At 66.5% G+C, this 19,933-nt stretch carries 23 protein-coding genes; 20 read left to right on the top strand and 3 right to left on the bottom strand.

The annotated features are described in order from the left end of the window. The first annotated feature begins 4 nt into the window (after positions 1-4). The 10 genes from OHS18_RS27130 (at position 5) to OHS18_RS27175 (ending at position 8,535) form a co-directional block, all read left to right on the top strand. Positions 5-496 (top strand): CarD family transcriptional regulator, encoded by a 492-nt coding sequence (locus tag OHS18_RS27130; RefSeq protein ID WP_005165253.1) that lies wholly within the window; start codon positions 5-7, stop codon positions 494-496. Between the two features lie 55 nt (positions 497-551). Next, positions 552-1,178: an IspD/TarI family cytidylyltransferase gene (locus OHS18_RS27135; protein WP_328447895.1), complete on the top strand. Its 627-nt coding sequence runs from the start codon at positions 552-554 to the stop codon at positions 1,176-1,178. After that, a complete protein-coding gene (gene ispF, locus OHS18_RS27140) occupies positions 1,175-1,654 on the top strand; it encodes a 2-C-methyl-D-erythritol 2,4-cyclodiphosphate synthase (RefSeq protein ID WP_328612835.1) in 480 nt (159 codons plus the stop codon). The genes OHS18_RS27135 and ispF overlap by 4 nt, the downstream gene beginning before the upstream one ends. Positions 1,655-1,854: 200 nt before the next feature. After that, positions 1,855-2,007 (top strand): hypothetical protein, encoded by a 153-nt coding sequence (locus OHS18_RS27145; RefSeq protein WP_328612836.1) that lies wholly within the window; start codon positions 1,855-1,857, stop codon positions 2,005-2,007. A 10-nt stretch (positions 2,008-2,017) separates the two neighbouring features. After that, positions 2,018-2,413 (top strand): PPOX class F420-dependent oxidoreductase, encoded by a 396-nt coding sequence (locus OHS18_RS27150; protein WP_328447889.1) that lies wholly within the window; start codon positions 2,018-2,020, stop codon positions 2,411-2,413. Between the two features lie 22 nt (positions 2,414-2,435). Continuing rightward, on the top strand, positions 2,436-3,134 hold the full coding sequence (locus OHS18_RS27155; RefSeq protein ID WP_328612837.1) for an HAD family hydrolase: 699 nt from the start codon (positions 2,436-2,438) through the stop codon (positions 3,132-3,134). Positions 3,135-3,176: 42 nt separating this feature from the next. Next, positions 3,177-4,565, top strand: coding sequence for a cysteine--tRNA ligase (gene cysS, locus OHS18_RS27160; protein WP_328612838.1), 1,389 nt, complete (start codon positions 3,177-3,179; stop codon positions 4,563-4,565). Positions 4,566-4,597: 32 nt separating this feature from the next. Beyond that, entirely contained in the window at positions 4,598-5,554 is a 957-nt protein-coding gene (gene rlmB, locus OHS18_RS27165) for a 23S rRNA (guanosine(2251)-2'-O)-methyltransferase RlmB (protein WP_247058755.1), read from the top strand. Positions 5,555-5,630: 76 nt separating this feature from the next. Then, complete coding sequence (locus OHS18_RS27170; RefSeq protein WP_328447883.1) at positions 5,631-7,064, top strand: MBOAT family O-acyltransferase; 1,434 nt, start codon at positions 5,631-5,633, stop codon at positions 7,062-7,064. A gap of 673 nt (positions 7,065-7,737) precedes the next feature. Further along, positions 7,738-8,535 (top strand): TIGR04255 family protein, encoded by a 798-nt coding sequence (locus OHS18_RS27175; RefSeq protein WP_328612839.1) that lies wholly within the window; start codon positions 7,738-7,740, stop codon positions 8,533-8,535. A 1,607-nt stretch (positions 8,536-10,142) separates the two neighbouring features. Here the strand turns inward: OHS18_RS27175 and OHS18_RS48595 are convergent. After that, positions 10,143-10,331 (bottom strand): hypothetical protein, encoded by a 189-nt coding sequence (locus tag OHS18_RS48595; protein ID WP_442875429.1) that lies wholly within the window; start codon positions 10,329-10,331, stop codon positions 10,143-10,145. Here OHS18_RS48595 and OHS18_RS27185 point away from each other — a divergent pair. From OHS18_RS27185 to OHS18_RS27220, 8 genes are all read left to right on the top strand, one after another. Beyond that, positions 10,257-10,544 carry a hypothetical protein gene (locus OHS18_RS27185; protein WP_328612841.1) on the top strand — a complete coding sequence of 96 codons (288 nt, stop codon included), beginning with the start codon at positions 10,257-10,259 and terminating at the stop codon, positions 10,542-10,544. The two genes, OHS18_RS48595 and OHS18_RS27185, sit on opposite strands and share 75 nt — an antisense overlap. Positions 10,545-10,564: 20 nt before the next feature. Beyond that, positions 10,565-10,804 (top strand): tyrosine-type recombinase/integrase, encoded by a 240-nt coding sequence (locus OHS18_RS27190; protein WP_328612842.1) that lies wholly within the window; start codon positions 10,565-10,567, stop codon positions 10,802-10,804. 198 nt (positions 10,805-11,002) lie between these two features. After that, the gene (locus OHS18_RS27195) at positions 11,003-11,365 is read left to right on the top strand and encodes a hypothetical protein (protein ID WP_328447881.1); all 363 of its coding nucleotides are present in this window, start codon (positions 11,003-11,005) and stop codon (positions 11,363-11,365) included. 3 nt (positions 11,366-11,368) lie between these two features. Next, positions 11,369-11,977, top strand: coding sequence for a histidine phosphatase family protein (locus OHS18_RS27200; RefSeq protein ID WP_328447879.1), 609 nt, complete (start codon positions 11,369-11,371; stop codon positions 11,975-11,977). 73 nt (positions 11,978-12,050) lie between these two features. Beyond that, positions 12,051-12,623 (top strand): transglutaminase-like domain-containing protein, encoded by a 573-nt coding sequence (locus OHS18_RS27205; RefSeq protein WP_328612843.1) that lies wholly within the window; start codon positions 12,051-12,053, stop codon positions 12,621-12,623. A 183-nt stretch (positions 12,624-12,806) separates the two neighbouring features. Beyond that, on the top strand, positions 12,807-13,820 hold the full coding sequence (locus OHS18_RS27210) for a hypothetical protein (protein ID WP_328447876.1): 1,014 nt from the start codon (positions 12,807-12,809) through the stop codon (positions 13,818-13,820). A 2-nt stretch (positions 13,821-13,822) separates the two neighbouring features. Beyond that, positions 13,823-14,461 carry a hypothetical protein gene (locus OHS18_RS27215; protein WP_328612844.1) on the top strand — a complete coding sequence of 213 codons (639 nt, stop codon included), beginning with the start codon at positions 13,823-13,825 and terminating at the stop codon, positions 14,459-14,461. Between the two features lie 72 nt (positions 14,462-14,533). Beyond that, a complete protein-coding gene (locus OHS18_RS27220; protein ID WP_328612845.1) occupies positions 14,534-15,205 on the top strand; it encodes an HD family phosphohydrolase in 672 nt (223 codons plus the stop codon). Here OHS18_RS27220 and OHS18_RS27225 read toward each other — a convergent pair. Both OHS18_RS27225 and OHS18_RS27230 read right to left on the bottom strand, forming a co-directional pair. Beyond that, entirely contained in the window at positions 15,202-15,852 is a 651-nt protein-coding gene (locus OHS18_RS27225; protein WP_328612846.1) for a class II aldolase/adducin family protein, read from the bottom strand. The two genes, OHS18_RS27220 and OHS18_RS27225, sit on opposite strands and share 4 nt — an antisense overlap. 408 nt (positions 15,853-16,260) lie before the next feature. Next, on the bottom strand, positions 16,261-17,304 hold the full coding sequence (locus tag OHS18_RS27230; protein ID WP_328612847.1) for a hypothetical protein: 1,044 nt from the start codon (positions 17,302-17,304) through the stop codon (positions 16,261-16,263). Between the two features lie 130 nt (positions 17,305-17,434). On the opposite strand from OHS18_RS27230, the gene OHS18_RS27235 reads away from it, so the two are divergent. Both OHS18_RS27235 and OHS18_RS27240 read left to right on the top strand, forming a co-directional pair. After that, on the top strand, positions 17,435-18,664 hold the full coding sequence (locus OHS18_RS27235) for a DUF445 family protein (RefSeq protein WP_328447866.1): 1,230 nt from the start codon (positions 17,435-17,437) through the stop codon (positions 18,662-18,664). A gap of 59 nt (positions 18,665-18,723) precedes the next feature. Further along, on the top strand, positions 18,724-19,899 hold the full coding sequence (locus OHS18_RS27240; RefSeq protein ID WP_328459176.1) for a DUF445 domain-containing protein: 1,176 nt from the start codon (positions 18,724-18,726) through the stop codon (positions 19,897-19,899). Positions 19,900-19,933: the final 34 nt, after the last annotated feature.

Here is a 19,933-nt window from a genome sequence, read left to right on the forward strand (position 1 = left end):
ACACATGGTTTTCAAGGTCGGAGAGACCGTCGTCTACCCGCACCACGGTGCCGCACTCATCGAAGCCATCGAGACCCGCGTGATCAAGGGCGAGGAGAAGAAGTACCTCGTCCTCAAAGTCGCGCAAGGGGATCTTACGGTTCGCGTGCCCGCTGACAACGCCGAGATCGTCGGTGTGCGTGATGTCGTCGGGCAAGAAGGACTGGACAAGGTTTTCGACGTACTGCGTGCTCCGCACACCGAAGAGCCCACGAACTGGTCTCGTCGGTACAAGGCCAACCTCGAGAAGCTCGCCTCCGGCGACGTGAACAAGGTGGCCGAAGTGGTGCGCGACCTCTGGCGACGAGAGAAGGACCGAGGCCTTTCGGCCGGCGAGAAGCGCATGCTGGCGAAGGCTCGGCAAATTCTGGTCAGCGAGCTCGCGCTCGCGGAGGGCACCGACGAGGACAAGGCTGAAGTCCTCCTCGACGAAGTTCTGGAAACCGCGGCGGTCTGACACCCCAGGCCTTCCTGCTCGACGGGCGAGCAGGTGCCTCTACGATCGCGAACCGATGAACGTCGTCGTGATCGTGACCGTCGCACACCACGCCTCCGACGGAGAGCTCGCTCTCACGCCGGTCCGTGGTGAAGCGCTACTCACGCACACCGTGCGGGGGCTGCTGGCAGTACCGGAGATCGATCTGGTTCTCGTGGCGGCCCCCCAGCGGTGTGCGCAAGTCTATGCAGAGGTCCTCGAGGATCTCTCGTGCCGGGTCGTCCCCGGTTCGCTCCGGCAGGCCTTCGCCGTCGTCGAGCCCGAACTTTCCCGTGACTCCGTTCTACTCCTCCACGACGCGCTGCGGGCCTTCATTCCTGCGCAAACGGTGCGCGACGTGATCACCGCGGTCGGTGACGCGCACCCGATCGTCGTCCCGGTGCTCCCGATGGCCGACACCGTGAAGGTGACCGACGCGGCCGAGCTGATCGTCGGCACCGAGGACCGGACCCGGCTGCGCACCGCCCAGACCCCGGTCGGCTTCACCCTCGAGGCGTTCCGCGCGGCCGACCTGTCGGCCGGCGTCCACGAGGGCGCGGCGACCGTGCCGGGGCACCCGGACGCGATGCGCGTCACCACCGACTTCGAACTTTCCCTGGCCGAGGCGATCGCGGCGGCACCGAGCACGGAGGAGACGCTGTGAGGATCGGCAACGGGGTGGACGTCCACCCGATCGAGGCGGGCCGCGAGTGCTGGATCGCCGGGCTGAGCTGGCCGGGCGTCGACGGCTGCGCGGGTCACTCGGACGGCGACGTCGCGGCGCACGCCCTGTGCGACGCGCTCCTGTCCGCGGCCGGCCTGGGCGATCTCGGCGCGGTGTTCGGCACCGGCGACCCCCGGATGGACGGCGCGCACGGCGCCGCCATGCTCACCGAGGTCCGCGGCCTGATCGAGGCCGAGGGCTGGCGGGTCGCGAACGCGACGGTCCAGATAGTCGGCAACGCCCCCCGCGTGGGCAAGCGGCGCGAGGAAGCCCAGAAGGTGCTCTCGGAGGCCGTCGGCGGCCCGGTGAGCGTGTCCGGCACCACATCGGACGGCCTGGGCCTCACCGGCCGCGGCGAAGGCATCGCGGCGTTCGCCACCGCCCTGCTGCTGACGGCGGATAGCCTCGCCGACTGAGTTGTCCACAACCGGGCCGAGATGTGGACAACGAGGCCCCGCCTGTGACGTTTCCCGCTTTTCGTCGGAGGGTCCCGATACGCTGGAAGCGGGGCCGGTCCCCCGGAGAGGGCGGGGGCTGCTTTCCGGCGGCCAGGCCCTCGACCATGGGAAGGGCCGTGACCTGCGACCCGGCCCTCGCGTCAGTGTGTCGGTCTCCGATGGCGGTAATCCCGACCAGCACCGTCTGCCGCGATCCGAGCAAGACGCCGAGCCACAAGTACCTCGGCGAGGACCCGCCCACGGAGGGCAGTGACGTCGAACGGGTGATCGTCCGCCTGCGCGTCGAGAAGATCGCGGGCACCGTCAAATAGGGTCCAGACCATGGGTGTGACATTCAACGACGCGACCAAGGCGCTGCTCGACGGGAAGAACTACCCCGTCGTCGCCACCACCAACGCCGACGGCTCGCCGCAGAGCTCGGTCGTCTGGGCGCGCCGCGACGGCGACACCGTGGTCTTCGTGACCGTCCGGGGCCGGCGCAAGGAACGCAACATCCGCCGCGACCCCCGGGTCTCGCTCTCCGTCTTCGACCTGGCCGATCCGGAGAACTACGTCGAAATCCGCGGGCGGGCCGAGGTCACCGCCGAGGGTGGCCGCGAGCTGAACGACGAGCTGGCCCGCAAGTACATCGGCGCGGACTTCCCGCCCGAGCCGGCCGACGTCGTGCGCGTGCTCGTCCGCGTTGTTCCCGAACACATCACAGGGCATTCGGCCTGATGCTCCCGTTAGGCTGAATCCCATGACGATCAGGGCGGTGTTGTTCGACTACTCCGGCACGCTTTTCCGGCTCGAGCAGGACGAAACCTGGCTCACCGAACTGACCGACCACGTGGGCACGCCGCTCGACGTCGAGGCCCAGGCCGAGCTGATGCGCCGGATGACGGCGCCGGTGGGCCAGGTCGTCGAGCTGGACGCCGACCACCAGCACGCCTGGCACCACCGCGACCGCGACCCCGTGCTGCACCGGAAGGTGTACCTGGAGGTCCTCAAGAAGTCCGGCGTCCCGCGCCCGGAGCAGGCCGTCGCGCTGTACGACCGGCTCATCGATCCCAGCCAGTGGACGCCGTACCCGGACACCGAGGCCGCGCTGAAGGCGGCGTCCGAGCAGGGGCTCAAGGTCGGTGTCCTGAGCAACATCGCCTTCGACATCCGGCCCGCCTTCACCACTCGCGGCTGGGACGCCTACGTCGACGAGTTCGTCCTGTCCTTCGAGGTCGGGGCGATCAAGCCGGAGCTGGAGATCTTCCGCCGGGCCGTGCAGGCGCTCGGCGTCCCGGCCACCGAGACCCTGATGGTCGGCGACAGCGAGGAGGCCGACGGCGGGGCCCGCGCGCTCGGCTGCGAGTTCGCGCTGGTCGACCCGCTGCCGACGGCGCAGCGGCCGGACGCCCTGCTCACGGCGCTGAGCGCGCACGGCGTCGGGCAGGACGCCGGCTAGGCGCCTGCGACCTCGCTCACGCCCACCCCGTACCCTTTCAGGGTGGCCCTACACCTTTTCGACACAGCGACCCGGAGCGTGCGGGAGTTCCAGCCCGCCCGTAGCGGAACGGCGTCGATCTACGTGTGTGGTGCCACCGTGCAGGGCGTCCCCCACATCGGGCACATCCGCGGCGCCCTGAACTACGACGTCCTGCGCCGCTGGCTCGTCCACAGTGGACTGGACGTGCTGCTGGTCCGCAACGTCACGGACATCGACGACAAGATCCTGACCAAGGCCGCCGCCGCGGATCGCCCCTGGTGGGAGTGGGCCGCGACCCACGAGCGCGCCTTCGAGCAGGCCTACGAGCAGCTCGGCTGCCTCCCGCCGTCGATCAACCCGCGCGCGACCGGGCACGTCACCCAGATGGTCGAGCTGATGCAGCGGCTGATCGACCAGGGGCACGCCTACGCCGTGGACGGCGACGTCTACTTCTCGGTGAAGTCGTTCGACGACTACGGCAAGCTGTCCGGCCAGGTCCTCGAGGACGTCCAGCAGGGCGAGACGCCGACCCGCGGCAAGCAGGACCCGCGCGACTTCACGCTGTGGAAGAGCGCCAAGCCCGGCGAGCCGTCGTGGCCGACGCCGTGGGGCGACGGCCGGCCGGGCTGGCACCTCGAGTGCTCGGCGATGGCCACGGCCTACCTCGGCGCGGAGTTCGACATCCACGGCGGCGGGATCGACCTGGTCTTCCCGCACCACGAAAACGAGCGCGCGCAGTCGAACGCCGCCGGCGACCCGTTCGCCCGCAACTGGCTGCACAACGCCTGGGTGACCATGTCCGGCGAGAAGATGTCGAAGTCGCTGGGCAACACCGTGACGATCCCCGCGATGCTGGAGCGCTACCGGGCGGCCGAGCTGCGGTACTACCTGGTGCAGCCGCACTACCGGTCCAACATCGAGTACTCCGACGGCGCGGTCTCCGAGGCCGCGCAGGGCTACCGCCGGATCGAGCAGTTCCTCCGCCGGGCCGCGCAGTCGGGCGAGGTGGCGCTGGGCACGGTCCCGGCGGAGTTCGCCGCGGCGCTGAACGACGATCTGGCCACCCCGCAGGCGTTCGCCGTGGTCCACACCACGGTGCGGGACGGTAACGCCGCCCTCGACGCGGGCGACACCTCCAAGGCACTCGAACTCGCCGCCGCCGTGCGCGCGATGACCGACGTGCTCGGCCTCGACCCGCTGTCCGCGCGCTGGTCCGAGGCGGGCGGTTCCGACACGCCCACCAAAGAAGCGCTGGACTTCCTCGTCAAGGACCTGCTGGCCACGCGTCAGCAGGCCCGGGCCGAGAAGGACTTCGCCCGCGCGGACGCCGCCCGTGACCGCCTCCAGCAGGCGGGCATCGTGGTCGAGGACACCCCTAACGGTCCACAGTGGACAGTCAAGTCCGACTGAGCCGTTCTCCATAACCGCAAGGACTTTTCAGCATGGCAGGCAACTCCCGGCGCCAGGGCGCCATCCGCAAGACGGGCACCAAGAAGGGTGCCGTCGTCGGTTCCGGCGGTCAGCGCCGCAAGGCCCTCGAAGGCAAGGGCCCGACCCCGAAGGCGGAGGACCGTCCCGGGCACAAGGCGTACCGCCAGAACAACGCCCAGACCAAGCGCGACCAGGCGCGGCAGAAGAAGGCCGACAAGCCGGAACTGATCGCCGGGCGCAACCCGGTGGTCGAGGCGTTGCGCGCGGACGTCCCGGCGACCGCGCTGTACGTCGCGATCAACATCGAGATCGACGACCGCGTGAACGACGCCGTCCGGCTGGCCGGCGACAAGGGCATCTCGATCCTGGAGATCCCGCGCGAGGAACTGGACCGCAAGACGAACCGGGCCGTGCACCAGGGCCTGGGCCTGCAGGTCCCGCCGTTCGAGTACGCCCACCCGGACGACCTGATGGCGGCGGCGCGCAACTCGGGCGAGGTGCCCCTGTTCGTCGCGCTCGACGGCGTCACCGACCCGCGCAACCTCGGCGCGGTGATCCGCTCGGCGGCCGCGTTCGGCGCCCACGGCGTGCTGCTGCCGGAGCGGCGCAGCGCGGGCATGACCGCGGTGGCGTGGCGCACGAGCGCGGGCACGGCGGCGAAGCTGCCGATCGCGGTCGCGACCAACCTCACGCGCCAGTTGAAGTCCTGGGCGAACGAGGGCCTGATGCTGGTCGGCCTGGACGCGGACGGCTCGGTCGAGATCGACGGGCTGGAGTTGGCGGCGGACCCGCTGGTCATCGTGCTGGGCTCGGAAGGCCGCGGCTTGTCACGTCTCGTCCGCGAGACGTGCGACGCGACCGTGTCGATCCCGATGGCGGCGGGCGTGGAGTCGTTGAACGCGTCGGTGGCGGCGGGTGTGCTGCTGGCCGAGGTCGCGCGGCGCCGTCGTCTCGCCGGGCGGATCTGAGCCCCACCTTCACGACAGGGAACCACCCACTCGGGTTAAGGTCACCATCGGATAAACCGAGGGGACCAGACCACCGATGTCATTCGTTTCGCCACTGTTCCTGTGGTACTTCATGCCGGCGGTGCTCATCGCCGTGCTGGTGTGCCCGCGGACCTGGCGCAACGGCATCATCGCGGTCGGCAGCCTGCTGTTCTACACGATCGGCGCCGGGCCGTTCGTGTTCCTGCTGCTCGGCTGCATGGTCGTCAACTTCATGGCCGGGCCGCTGCTGGAGGCGAGCCCGTGGGACGTCCAGGGCGTCCGGCGGCGGCGGATCCTCATCGCCGTCGTCTCGCTCGACGTCGGCGTCCTGCTGATCTGGAAGTACGCCGGGTTCGCGACCCAGCAGATCGCCGCCGTCTCGCACTGGTTCGGCGGCAGCCTGCCCGTCGCGAGCCTGGTGGTGCCGATCGGCATCTCGTTCTACACGTTCCACCACATCTCGTACGTGGTCGACATCTACCGCGGCGAGCGGCCGGCGCTGCGCAACCCGGTGTCGTTCGCGGCGTACATCGCGATGTTCCCGCAGCTGGTCGCCGGCCCGATCGTGCGTTACCGCGAGATCGCCGACCAGCTGCCGCAGCTGCGCTCCCACCGCCTCGACGACATCGCGGCGGGCTTCCCCCGGTTCGCGCTGGGCCTGTGCAAGAAGACGATCATCGCGGACTCCCTGAGCCCGCTGGTCGAGGCGTGCTTCAAGGTCCCCCCGGACCAGATGACGTTCGCGACGGCGTGGCTGGGCGCGATCGGTTACACACTCCAGTTGTTCTTCGACTTCTCGGGCTATTCGGACATGGCGATCGGCCTGGGCCGCATGCTGGGCTTCCGCCTCCCGGAGAACTTCGCCAGGCCGTACTCGTCGGTGACGATCACGGAGTTCTGGCGCCGCTGGCACATGAGCCTGTCCCGCTGGTTCCGCGACTACGTCTACATCCCCCTGGGCGGCAACCGTCATGGAGCGGGCAAGACGTACCGCAACCTGTGCGTGGTGTTCGTCCTGACGGGCTTCTGGCACGGCGCGCAATGGACGTTCCTGGTGTGGGGCTGCTACCACGGAGCGCTCTTGGTGATCGAGCGCCGCTTCGGCCTGGACCTGAACCCGGCCGACCCCCGCAAGCGCTACCTGCGCAGGGCGCTGACGATGCTCCTGGTGGTCTTCGGCTGGGTCTTCTTCCGCTCGCAGGACATCGGCCACGCGCTGGCGATGATCGGCCACATGCTGATCCCGGACTTCGACGGCTTGGGTGCCGGGGTGGAGCAGGCGTTCACCAACCAGCGCCTGGTGTTGCTGCTGGCGGCGCTGGCGGTCTTCGTACTCCCGGCCCACCCGGTGACGGGCCCGCTGCTGGAGTCGTCCCGAAGCCGCCCGGCAACGGCGCTGCGCATAGGTGTGATGACGGTGGGCCTGATCTACGCGGCGATCCTGATAGCCACGGGCACGTTCAGCCCGTTCTTGTACTACCAGTTCTAACGGCCGCTCCTGGGTGGGTGGATCTTCGGTAGCCTAAACCCCCTTCTACCTGCGGTTTCAGGTCTTGCGAGTTCTCCGCACTTCTCGCCGCTACCCCGTACTCAGACGGCCTGGAGACGGCCTGAGCAGCCTCGACCACTCCTCCCCCGTCGTCCCGATAAGCAGCCATCCTCAGCGGCCGTCGCTCGGGTCGGTGAGGGCTGCTGACAGACGTCGAGTAGCCGGTTGGGTCCACTACCGGCCGTTGTCACGATCAAGCTTCGGGACGGTGATTACCTCCGACTGGGCGTAACAAGGTACGGCCCAACGGCGACCCGAGGTGTACGACTCATCGCCGAGGGAGGTTCGACGTTGGCTAAGTGCCGCAGACGCGCCGTCGGCGGGCGGCGCTGCGCCGCTGTACAGATGGCGGCCGCCGCCCGGCTGGTCGGCAGAGCGGAGCGGAGCCGGCCGCGCCGGGCTTGGGCGTGGTCGCCAATGTGAGCTACGCCAGGCGACCGGCGCGCCCTTGATCCCATAGAGCCAAGTTCGGCAGCGAAAGTTCCAAAGCTTCACAGACACCTGACGTAGTACCACTGACTGAGACAAGTTCTGAGCTGACTGGCGGTATGCGCTTGAACGAGTAAGAGTGACACTCATGTGTGAAGTAGACTGTGAAGCATGAGGAGTCTCGATGGATAGACCACTTGAACTGGCCCCCGTCGAGGAGGTCTTGCTCCCGCACGCCCCGCTGATCACGGTGCTGTCCCAGGTTCGCTGGCCTGAAGTTACTCATCTCAAGTTGAATATTGACGATGTGGTGACCCGCGTCGGTGAACGACTGGCGGATGACTACCCGCTCTACTCTCGCGAAAAAGAGTTTCAGCTTGCAATAACCCCGCGCGGACCCATGCAGCAAGAAAGCGGGAATATTTATCAGTTTAAGTCGGCGGATCAAAACTGGAAAGTGACACTCTCGGAAGCTTTTGTTACTCTTGACGTAAAGCGCTACACATCACGCAAAGACTTTATCGGCAGGTTCGAACAAGTTCTACAAGCCGTCAATTCGGCAGTCAAGATTCCATTCGCCTTACGTGTTGGATTTCGCTATGTTAATCGCATCGAGAAATCTGACGAGTACTCCCAACTTACCGAGCATGTCCAGTTTGCCGCACTGGGCGGCGGAGCTGTTCCCCTCGCGAAAGGCGTTGAGCTTAATCACTCTCTCAGCGAGGCGGTATACAAGAAAGGAGAAGTGCAACTTCTTGCACGGTCAGCACACTTGCCTCCCGGAGCGACTACCGATCCAGCGATATCACCGTCCAGCAACCGAAGCTGGATATTAGATTTAGACGCATTCCAAGAGGGCGAAATAGAATTTGACGCTGCAAGTCTTGCGACAAAGGCGTCAGATCTGGCCTCCATAGCTTACAGCTTCTTTCGATGGGCGATCGACGACGAATTTCTGCGAATGTACGGAGGGGACGTATGACAGCAACGGTCTCGATTCCCGTCGTAAAGAGCGGCGTAATTGGAATAAGCCTATTCGCAACGACGATCAGTGGAACCGCAGTGGAGCCCAACGCTCGACTAGTCGGCCTCGAATACTCATCAGGCTACGGGCAGTCTCGTCGATCTGAGCACCTCAGCGAGCAAAACGATATTGTCTTGCCAAGCTTCACCATAACTACAATAAGGGAACAGGTCGACACCTCACAGACCCAATCTCCCGCATCCCTTATTCAAGAAATCCGGAAGAGTACCGCGCTAACCTGGGATCAACTAGCTCGCTTATTTGGCGTTTCACGCAGGGCGGCTCATCTCTGGGCAGCAGGCGGAAAAATGAACGGTTCAAATTTTGAACTACTGTCGGAGATTGCTTCTTTAGTTTCAGGCCTGCCGGGAACTTCGGCCACGGAAAGAAAGGCAGACCTGCTTCTTCCAAGATCCAATGGACGAAGTCTGTATGACGAAATTAGAAGCAGGAATGCATCACGTTCTGACGACATCAACAGAAGCCACGAACAGGGCCCGGAGGGGGCAGTGCGCGAGTGACCGAGAGCGAAGCCACCGCAGCAAAGGACGGGTCGGCCGTACCTACACCTGAGCCGATCCACAGCTGCGCCACGCTTCGACAAGGAGATGTTGTCAACATTCAGGAGATCAACATCATTTCCGGTGGGGCGAAAACATTCAAGACACCTTACGGCGCTTCAATAGTCTCACAAGCATGCGACATCGTCCTGGAAAATCGCCCGAACATATCGGTTGCCGCAATTAAATTTCTAACCGGAGACGAAGCCAAAAAGGCGCGTGATGGAGCGCAGAGTCGATACGTCGAGTTACCGTTCTATCACGCTGACGCATTCATCGACCTTGAATATATTTCAACCATCGATAAGTCGCACCTGAAAAAATTTCGAGCCGCTCAAGGTGTCGACCCAAAAGATACAAATGAGGTAAGGCGCGTAGGGCTCGCCCTAGGCAGACGCTTCAGCAGATTTGCTTTTCCCGATGAAGTGAATCCATGGCTTCGTCCACTAAGTTCAGAAATTCGAAAAAAGTATGACCGCGTCACCTCGCCACTTGGCCGAGCACTCCAAGAAATTGTAGAGGTAAGGATTGAATCGCCAGACTGGACCTCGCGACCACTGGATCTAGTCGTCCACATGATCATGAAAGCAGGATCAGTTCCTGAATTCAATCTTGATGACGACGATGACGGCAGCAGCGAAGTACGACCAGAACTGGTTAACTTCTTAAATCTGGGTGGCGAAATTGAAAAAACACCTGCTCAAGTGGCGAACTACCTGTACTCTATTGAGCCAGGGCAACCCGACTCTTTCAACAGCTTTGAACTGTACAACATCTGGCATGGACTTTCTCAGGCGTTCGCCCGACTGTGCAAACCTTCGGATCGTGACGCAAAGGATCCAAAGATCAACGAAGCCGTTAAAAGCGTAGAAGCACAACTCTGGAGCGACGACGAGTTCCCCCTCTCACGTTGCCGCCGCAGTGAAATTCTAGACGTCGACGACCTTTCAGGTCGCGTCCCCTTGGCCGACCTTGAAAACCGCCCAACGCCAGATACCAATGCTACTACTGCACATCCATCACATAGCGAAGCTCGTAACGATCCGCAGGAAAGAGGGTATCTGCGGTTTCTACTGCCAGGTCGTCTTCTGCGCCGAATCGGTCGGCGACGCGGAACGTTTGAGTGATCTGGACAACCGGTCGGTTCGCTGGGATGTCGAGAAGCTTGGTTTCCTCGGCGGTCGGCGTGCGGATGTCGAGGCGTTCATCGACCTGGTTGACCTCGTGCCCGATGACCGAGAAACGGTTCACGATGCCCTTGTCGGCGTGCAGCACCTCATGCGGCAGCTCGATGTCCGTCTCGCCGGTGATAGCCAGCGGCTCCCCACGCCAGACTGCGTCTACTCACGGGATCTGACCGCCGTGTCCCGGCCGGTCTACAACCAGTGGGCGTGGGGCCGGCCTTGAAGAAGGCGGAGGTTGCCCGGGTGAAGCGCGTCGACGGGTTCCACGCGCTGCGGCACTTCTACGCCTCCACGCTGCTGGACGCTGGCGAGTCCATCACCGCGCTCGCCGAACACCTCGGCCACAGCGACCCCGGGTTCACGCTGCGGACCTACGCACACCTCATGCCGTCGAGCAAGGATCGGACTCGCCGGGCCGTCGACAACGTGCTCGGCGTCCGGCTGGAGCCCCCTGCACGGCCTGACGACGGCCTGGCAGCATGAACAAGGTATGGAACTGCAGGTGAAGGGCGGCTCCCTACCCTATAACACCAGTTCTGACGCGGACGCCCCCATAGCACCACGACCAGCCCTCCCCACCGAACCGATAAGCGGCCGATCCGGCGTTCGGGTCGGTGGGGTTACGGCAGAGAACCAAACAGCCGTGGCAGCATGATCGGGGAACAGTCAGAAAGGCGCGGGATGACCGACCCGAGTGAACTGGACAAGATCCCCGGCGTGATCCCCTACGTGGACAACCACACCGGGCCAAGACGGCTGCTCACCATCGAAATCCCCCACCTGGGCCACACCGTCCGCGCCTACGCCCCGATAGCGAGCGTCGACGGCCGACAGTACGTGGTCTCCTGGGGCTCGGTCACCTTCGAGATCCCCGCCGACCGCAACGTGCACGTCAGCGTCCACCTGCACACCAACAGCGGCCACGAACACACGATCACGCCGTTCGCCTCGATCGTCCTGTCCCCCCACCCCGCGCCGCTGCGGCTGCTCGCCCAGTTCGTCCCGACCCAGGGGCCCCAGGGCGCGCTCGTGCCCGTCGGCTGACCCGTGCTGGCGGCGCGCTACCTCCTCCTCACCCGGCACGGCGAAGCGACCCCGGACGAGACCGGGCTCACCGAAGCCGGGCAGCGGCAGGCGGTTCTGCTCGGACGGCGGTTGCGCGAACTGCCCGTCGCCGCCATCCACCACGGACCGCTCCGGCGGGCCGCGCTCACCGCCGCCATCATCGGCGACCAGCTGCCCGGTGTGCCGCTCCACGTCGACGAGGCGGCCGGCGACTTCGTGCCCTACCTCCCGAAGCGGGAAGAGCTGCCCGAGACGTCCGCCGACCGGCTGCTCGCCATCACCCGGCAGCTGCCACCCGCCGACGAGGAGCTCGCCGCCGAAGCCGAACGGCGGTTCACCGGGCCCATTCCCGGGAACGAGGCGCGGTTCGACCTCGTCGTCACGCACAACTACCTCATCTCCTGGCTCGTGCGCGCTTCGCAGGACGCGCCGCCGTGGCGGTGGCTCGCGCTCAACCACGGCAACACGGCGCTGACCGTCATCCGCTACGTGCCGGGGCGGCCCGCCGCGCTGCTGACCTACAACGACCAAGGTCATCTCCCCGCCGCGCTGCGCTGGACGGGCTTCCCACCCGAGTTTTACCTTCCGTGACCGGGAAACGCGGAGCGTGTCCGCCACCGAAAACAGGTCTCGCCCGAATGGCCGAGCCTGTCAGGATGGCCGGATGAGTTTTGTGCCGTCACCCACGTCCGTTCGGCTGAGCGACTACCTCGCGGCCGACGCCGTCGTCGATCACGACCACCCCGCGATCCGGGCGCAGGCGGAACAACTGACGGACGGCCGCCGCGACTACGCCGAAGCCGCGTTCCTGTTCGTGCGGGACGAGATCGACCACGTCATCGACGCCGCCGATCCGCGGGTCACCTGGCGGGCGTCGGATGTGCTGCGCGAGCGCGTCGGGATCTGCTACGCCAAGTCCCACCTGCTGGCCGCTTTGCTTAGGGCACAAGGGATCCCGGCCGGGTTCTGCTACCAGGAGCTCTCCGCGCTGCACGGGCTGAATGCCGTGTACCTGCACGGCACGTGGTCGCGCCTCGACGCCCGCGGCAACCGCACGGGGGCCGGCGGAGAGTTCTCCCTCGACGTCGAACGGCTCGCTTGGCCCGTCGACTCCGCGCGCGGCGAACGCGATCACCCGGAGATCCATCCCGCGCCGGCGCCGGCGGTGCTGGACTTCCTGACGACGGCCGAACCGGGCGCCGGCTGGTACGAAAACGGGCTGCCGGCGACGCTCTGAACCCGGTTCAGCGCTGTTTTCCGAAAACCCGGCCATTCGGTGAATTATTGCCGAGAGTGACGTCCGACGCCCTCAGCTGTCCCCCGAATCTCTTATTTCGCGCTTCCCGCGACGCGCGTAAAGTGACTCCCCGCACTCGAACCGACACTTTAAGCATTCGTCTGTTCGGGTGATTCGAGGGAGGTGAAGCACGTGGCCGCGGAAGGCGGACGCCTCCGCCGTACCCCACTGCAAGAGATCTTCTGGACCAGGACGAGCCTGCTGCTCACGGTACTCGTCGTGGTCGCCGGTCTCAGCTTGTGGCTGGCCGGCTTGATGGAACCCGGCACCGGGAAGAACCTGGTGACGTCGCTGGGCACCGGCACCCTGATCTCCGCGATCGTGGGGTTCGGCACCAGCCTGATCACCGCCAGCGCTTCGCAGCGGGCGCTGGTGACCCCGGTGATCGAAGAAAGCAGGCGCGCGCTGGAGGACCTCAGCGCCGAATACCGCGCGCTGAACAAGGAGTTCTTCCCCACCGACGTGTTCGAGGCGACGACCGATCCCGACCCCGCGTTCAACCGCGCGCTGATGGCCGACCTCGACGCGACCCGGCAGTACTTCTTCCGCGGTTTCTCCGGGCGGCACGCCGCCGCCCGCCTGCTGCTTTCCCGCACGGAACGCGAACTGCGTGCCGTGATCGCCGATCCGCGTGACGCGAGCTCGATCAGCGGGCGGGCCCGCTACCTGCTCCGCCGCGAAGCGGGCGACGTCGACTACGAACAGATCCAGACCCGGCTCGACGAAGAGATCCGGATCGGGCTGGTCGGCCTCTTCCTGGCGCGCAGCCGCTGCGCGCAGGTCGACATCACCGTGGTCGCCGACCCGCCGCTGGACCGGCTCGAGATGTTCGACGACAGCGTGTGGATGTCGCTCTACAGCGACGTTCGCGGCGCCACGAAGCTGTACCCGCGGTCCCTGCGGTTCACCGAGGGTTCCTTCCTCTACAACATGGAGCGCGCCGAGTTCGTGCGCGTCTCGCAGTCCCGGACCGGCCGCCACTTCCGCATCACGTCCGCGACGACGCGGACGGATTTCCTGGCGCTGTTCGAAAAGATCACCGGATCCCCGTTGTCCGAGGAGCAGTTCCGTGAGCTGGAAAGCAAGTTCCACGCCTTCCGCACGGAGTTCTCCGAAGTCGCCGAGCTAGGGAGCTGACCTTGCTCACCCGCCTGTCCCCGCTCACCGAACTGGCCACGCGCCTGCGCACGGCCGGGTTCCCGCTCGCCACCGACTGGCGCGTGGTCGACACCTGGTTCCGGTCGTGGGCCGATCACCCGGAACTGCGGGACGAGCTGCGTTCGCAGCTGCGCTCGCTGTCGGCCAGGCAAGCCGCGAAACTCCTGCGCTCGTCCCGGGAAACCACGACCCATTTCGCCTGGTGCCTGCTCGATTCGCCGACCGACCCGTTTTCCTTCTGGCTGCACGAATACAAGGCGCAGGAGGACTGGCGGGAGGGGTACGCGGATTCCGTGCACAACCACAGGTACCACTTCTGCACCACCATTCTCCGGGGCAACTACCTCCACGAAAGGTACGAGACGACCCACGATCCCCACACCGGCCTGATCGACTCCGCAGAGCTGCGGCGCCGGACGTTGTGCCAGGCCGGGGCGTGCGCCACCATGCTGGCCGACGAATACCACCGGATTCCGGCGGCGGCCAGCGGCACGATGACGTTTCTCGTGAAATCACGGCCGGTGAGCACGTTCAGCCTTTCCTACGATCCGCGCAGCGGAATCGGCCATCGTCACGTTCCGGTCGAGGTCCGATTGGGGGAATTGGCGGAGCGAATCTAGCTACACACCGGCGTCAGCGACGCTTACCATTACTCCACCCGTCTGAATACCACGGCCGGGATGGGAGAGGGTATGCGCACGCAGGAAAACACGATCAACGACGTGACCGTGAGCGCCGTCGAGAACCGGGTGCACCGGCTCTGCCAGGAGTACGCCGAGCGGCTGCAGTTCCACGGCTGGCACCACGTGAGCTTCGTCCGCGCGAAGGCGGGCGGCTTCGCCCAGCACAACGGAGCCGACCGCACCGTCGTGGAGGTGGCCGCGCTGGTGCACGACGTCAACTACCTGGTGCTCCGCAATTCGCCGGCCGCCGCCGGCTGCGGCCTCCGCGGGGAGCTCCTCGCCGAGTGCGGCGTCGCCGACGGCGTCGCGCGCTGGATCGACGAAATCGTCGACGAAGCCGAAATGGCCACCCGTGGCCGCGACATTTCGCTGGAAGCGCAGGCGTTGAGCGACGCGGACACGCTGTTCAAGGCGCTGCCGGTGACGCCGGTGGTGCTCGCGCACCGCTACCTGCGCGAGAACGGCCTGAGCCTGCGGGAGCTGGCGGACAAGATCGTCGGCGAGCAGTGCGACGTCCACGACGAGGGGTACTACTTCTACAACCCCGAAGCGGCGGCGACGTACTCGCGCTGGGCGATGGCGAACCTGCAGCTGTGGCAGTGCATCCAGGAGGCGGTCGACGACCCGACGGTCGTGGAGCTGCTGGACGCGGTGCACGCGGTCGACGCGGTGGCGTCTTAACGCTGCCCGTAGCCCCGCAGCCGGTCGACGACCTTCGCCACCTCGGGCGGCGGCAGCAGGCTCGGCCGGCCGGCGCTCTGCGCGAGCAGCCACACGCGGCACGCCCACTCGAGCTGCTGCGCGCGGTGGTACGCGGCCTCGAGGCCGTCGCCGTAGGTGAGGGTGCCGTGGTTCGCCATCAGGCAGCCACGGCGCCCTTCGAGTGCTTCCAGAACGGCGGAGGCGAGCTCGGGCGTGCCGTAGGTGGCGTAGCGCGCGACGCGCACGGAAGGGCCGATGGTGGCGACGATGTAGTGGATCGGCGGCACTTCCCGCACGAGCGTCGACACGGCGGTGGCGTGCGGCGAGTGCGTGTGCACGACCGCGGTCACCGGCTCGTCGTCCGGATCGCGCGCGTCCCAGTAGATCGAGAGGTGCATCGGCAGCTCACTGGTCGGCTGCAGCTCGCCGTCGATGACCTCCCCGCCGAGATCCACCACGGGGATGTCGGCGGGGGTCATCGCGGAGTAGGCGACCCCGGTGGGCGTGACGGCGACGAGGTCCCCGGCGCGCACGGAGACGTTCCCCGAGGTCCCGACGACCAGGCCGTCACCGACCATCCGCCGGGCATAAGCGCAGACGGCGGCCCGCTCGGTCTCGAGGATCATGCGCAGGTCCGTCCCGTCTCGTGGTGATCAGCGGCTGTAGAGCACACTGCCAGCCACCCACCCACGAGGATCGGCCACCTACCCATCCGGGGGATACCGCCCCGCCGTCCACGGCGCGGCCCCGGCAGGTCCCGGCGTCGGTTCGGCACGCCCTGACTTCCCGCTCAAGCCTGGGAAAGCCGTGAAGGCCTCCTTGCCGGCTCTTATGGCCGGTAAGGAGGCCTTCACGGCTTCGGGTCCTGGTGGCGCCCCGGCCGGCGTGCGGGCACGACGCGTGCCGAACGCTCGAACCGGCTTCGGCGCAGCCCCCACCCGTCCCGGGGGGCGTCCCCTGTCCAGTCTATCGGCTCTGACCTGCAAAAACGGGGGCTCCGGAAATCTGTGGACAACCGGAGCCGATGTGGATAACTACGCCTTGGCGGGCTGTGCCGGGGCCGGCTGCGCCTTCGCGGCCGGGGAAGGAGCGGCAGCAGACGCGGCGGCCGGGGCAGGTGCCGGCTTGCGGTCCCCGTTAGCCGAACCAGCCGAACCAGCCGAGCCAGCCGGAGCCGGAGCCAAACCAGCCGGAGCCGGTGCAGCCGAACCAGCCGGCGTCGAGCCAGCCGGAGCCTGAGCCGAACCAGCCGGAGCCGGAGCAGCAGCAGCCGTCTCCTCCGCCGGGGCCAGCAGCTTCATCGCTTCCCGGACCGCCACATCCGTCGCCGCGATTCGCTCCGCGACCTTGGTCCGCAGGTCCAGCGCCAGCTTCCGGTTCTGGTCGGCCTCCGCCTGGCGGGCGCGGGCCTCGACCAGCGCCGCCTCCGTCTCCTGCTTCTTGCGCGCGACTTCCTGCTCGAAGATCTGCTTCTTCTTCGCCAGCTCCTCCGAAGCCACCTTGTCCGCTTCGGCGCGCTTCGCGGCCGCGAGTTCTTCGGCCTTCGCGTCGGCTTCCTTGCGGGAGCGGTCGGCCGCCGCCGAAAGCTCGACGCGCTTGGCGCCCGCCGCCGCGTTCAGCTTCTCGATCTCGATCTTCGCGTCCTTTTGCAGGCGCGTGCGCTCTTCTTCCGCGTCCTTCGCCAGCTTGTCCGCCGTGCGGCGCGACTCGTGCGCGTACTTGTCGGCCTGGTCGCGCGTCGAGGCCGCGTCGGCTTCCGCGGCCGCGCGCAGGTCGGCGATCTCCTCCTCGGCGAGCTGCATCATCATCCGGACGCGCTCGGCCATCGCGCCGGCGCCGGACGGGCTGGAGCTCATCCGCGCGAGGGCGGCCTTCGTCTCGGCGAGTTCCTTCTGCGCGTACGCGAGAGCTTTCGAAAGGTCCGACGCCGTCGCGGCGGACTCGTCGCGGCTGCGCGCCGCCTCGCGGACCTCCTTGGTCAGCTCGGCGAGACGCTCGTCGACCTGACGCTGGTTGTAGCCGCGGACACCCACGGCGAATGTCTTCGAGGTGGACTGGGACTTCTCAGGCGCGACCATGCGGGCCACCCTAATGATCCGGGGCCCGTTCGTCTGTACCGCCAAACGGATGCATCACGAATTTGGGAACCCCCGGTCACCCATGGCATTCTGACCGTTGTTGACCAGCGGTTGCCGCGGGGAGGCCACTTTGGACACATCGGCGATCCTCGCGGACATCGGCGCCCACTGGCACGTGTACCTCACCATGCCGTTCATCGCGGCGCTGATCGGTTACGTCACCAAACGCGTCGCCATCGAGATGATGTTCCGGCCCCTCGAGTTCACCGGGATCAAGCCGTTCCTCGGCTGGCAGGGCGTCATCCCGGCGAACTCGCGGCGGATGGCCACGACCGCCGTCGATCTGCTGACGCGCAACCTCGTCGACCCGCAGGAGATCTTCGCCAGGCTCGATCCGGAGGAAATGCTCAAAGAGCTCGAAACTCCGCTGCTCAAGGCCGTCGAAGACGTCACGCGCGAAGTCATGGAGACCTACCAGCCGCGGCTGTGGGAGATGCTGCCGTCGCGGGCGCAGCGATTGCTCGTCGACCAGGTCCGCGCGCAGGCGCCCGACGTCGTCAAGCGGCTCCTGCGCGAGGTCTCGACCAACATCGACGACGTCCTCGACGTCAACGACATGCTGATCGGCGCCATGGTCCGCGACAAGTCGCTGACCTGCCGGCTGATCCGCGAGGTCGCCGCGCCGGAGTTCAAGTTCATCGCGCGGTCGGGCGTCTACTTCGGGTTCGTGATCGGGCTTGTCCAGTTCGTCGCCTGGGCGCTGACGAAGGAGCCGCTGATCATGCCGATCTTCGGTTTTGTCACAGGCTTCGTCACGGACTGGCTGGCCCTCAAGATGATCTTCTACCCGCGCGAGCCGCGCGGCTTCGGCTTCTTCCGCTGGCAGGGCATGTTCCAGAAGCGCCGTCAGGAGGTCGCCGCCGACTACGGCGCGCTGATCGCCGACGAGGTGCTGACCGTGCGGAACGTGATGGAGGCCGTGCTCACCGGCCCGCGTGCCGACCGGCTGTTCGCGCTCATCACCCGCGAGGTGCAGCGCACGATCGACGCGCAGGCGAGCATCGCCAAGCCACTCGTCGCGCTGACCATGGGCGGCAAGCAGTACCAGGAGATGAAGCGCGCGGCCGCCGAGAAGGCCATCGCCTACCTCCCCGAAACGGTGAAACACGTCGAGAGCTACGCCACCGGCGCGCTCGACGTCCGCAACACGATCGTCGAAAAGATGCGGCAGCTGACGCCGATCGAGTTCGAAGGCATCCTGCGTCCGGCCTTCAAGCAGGACGAATGGAAGCTCATCGCGGTCGGCGCGGTGATCGGCGGGCTCGTCGGGGAACTGCAGGTCCTGCTCCTGCTGCACTGATCAAGGGCCGCTAGCGTGCGGTCGTGGACTTCAGCACGCACTGGCAGGTGTACGTCACCATGCCGTTCATCGCCGCGCTGATCGGGTACGTCACCAAGCGCGTCGCCATCGAAATGATGTTCCGGCCGCTCGAGTTCACCGGGGTCAGGCCGTTCCTCGGCTGGCAGGGCGTGCTGCCGGCGAACGCCGAGCGGATGGCGGCGACGGCCACCGAGATGCTGACGACGAACCTCGTCGACCCGAAGGAGATCTTCGCCCGGCTCGACCCGGCGCAGGTCGCGAAGGAGATCGAGCAGCCGCTGCTACGAGTGGTCGAGGACGTCACCCGCGACGTCATGGAGACCTACCAGCCGCGGCTGTGGGAGGTGCTGCCGAACACCGCGCAGCAGCTGCTCCTCAAGCGCGTCCAGTCGGAAGCGCCGAAGGCGATCACCAAGATCATGCGGGAGATCGCCGACAACATCGAGGACGTCCTCGACCTCAAGCACATGGTCGTGACGAACCTGGTGCGCGACAAGGCGTTGCTGAACCGGCTGATCCGCGACATCTCACGCCCGGAGATGCGGTTCATCGCCCGCTCCGGCATCGTCTTCGGGTTCATCCTCGGCTGCGTGCAGCTCGTCGTCTGGGCGCTGACGAAGTCGCCGATCGTGCTGCCGCTGTTCGGCCTCGCCATCGGCTGGCTCACCGACTGGCTGGCCCTGAAGATGATCTTCCTGCCGCGCGAACCACGCCGGTTCTTCGGGCTCTACACCTGGCAGGGTGTGTTCCAGAAGCGCCGCGACGTCGTGGCCGCCGACTACGGCGACATGATCGCGCGCGAGATCATCACCATCCCCAACCTGCTCGAAGCGGTGCTGCGGGGGCCGAAGTCGGACAGGCTGTTCGCGATGATCACCCGCGAGGTGCAGAAGACGATCGACGCGCAGGCGAGCGTCGTCAAGCCGTTCGTCGCCATCGCCGTCGGCACCAAGCGGTTCCAGGAGATGAAGCAGACGGCCGCGACGAAGGCCGCGGAGCGCGTCCCGGAAACGATCCGGTACGCCGAGAACTACGCGATCAACGCGCTCGACGTCCGCAACACGATCGTGGACCGGATGCGGAAACTGAGCGCGCTGGAGTTCGAGCAGCTGCTGCGGCCGGCGTTCCGGCAGGACGAGTGGAAGCTGATCGCGGTCGGTGCGGTGATCGGCGGTCTCGTCGGAGAACTGCAGGTGCTCGCCCTGCTCGGCTAGCCGGTACGGTTTCGTTCTCGGCACTGCGAGGGAG

Source organism: Amycolatopsis sp. NBC_00355 (genome assembly GCF_036104975.1).
Classification (GTDB): Bacteria; Actinomycetota; Actinomycetes; order Mycobacteriales; family Pseudonocardiaceae; genus Amycolatopsis.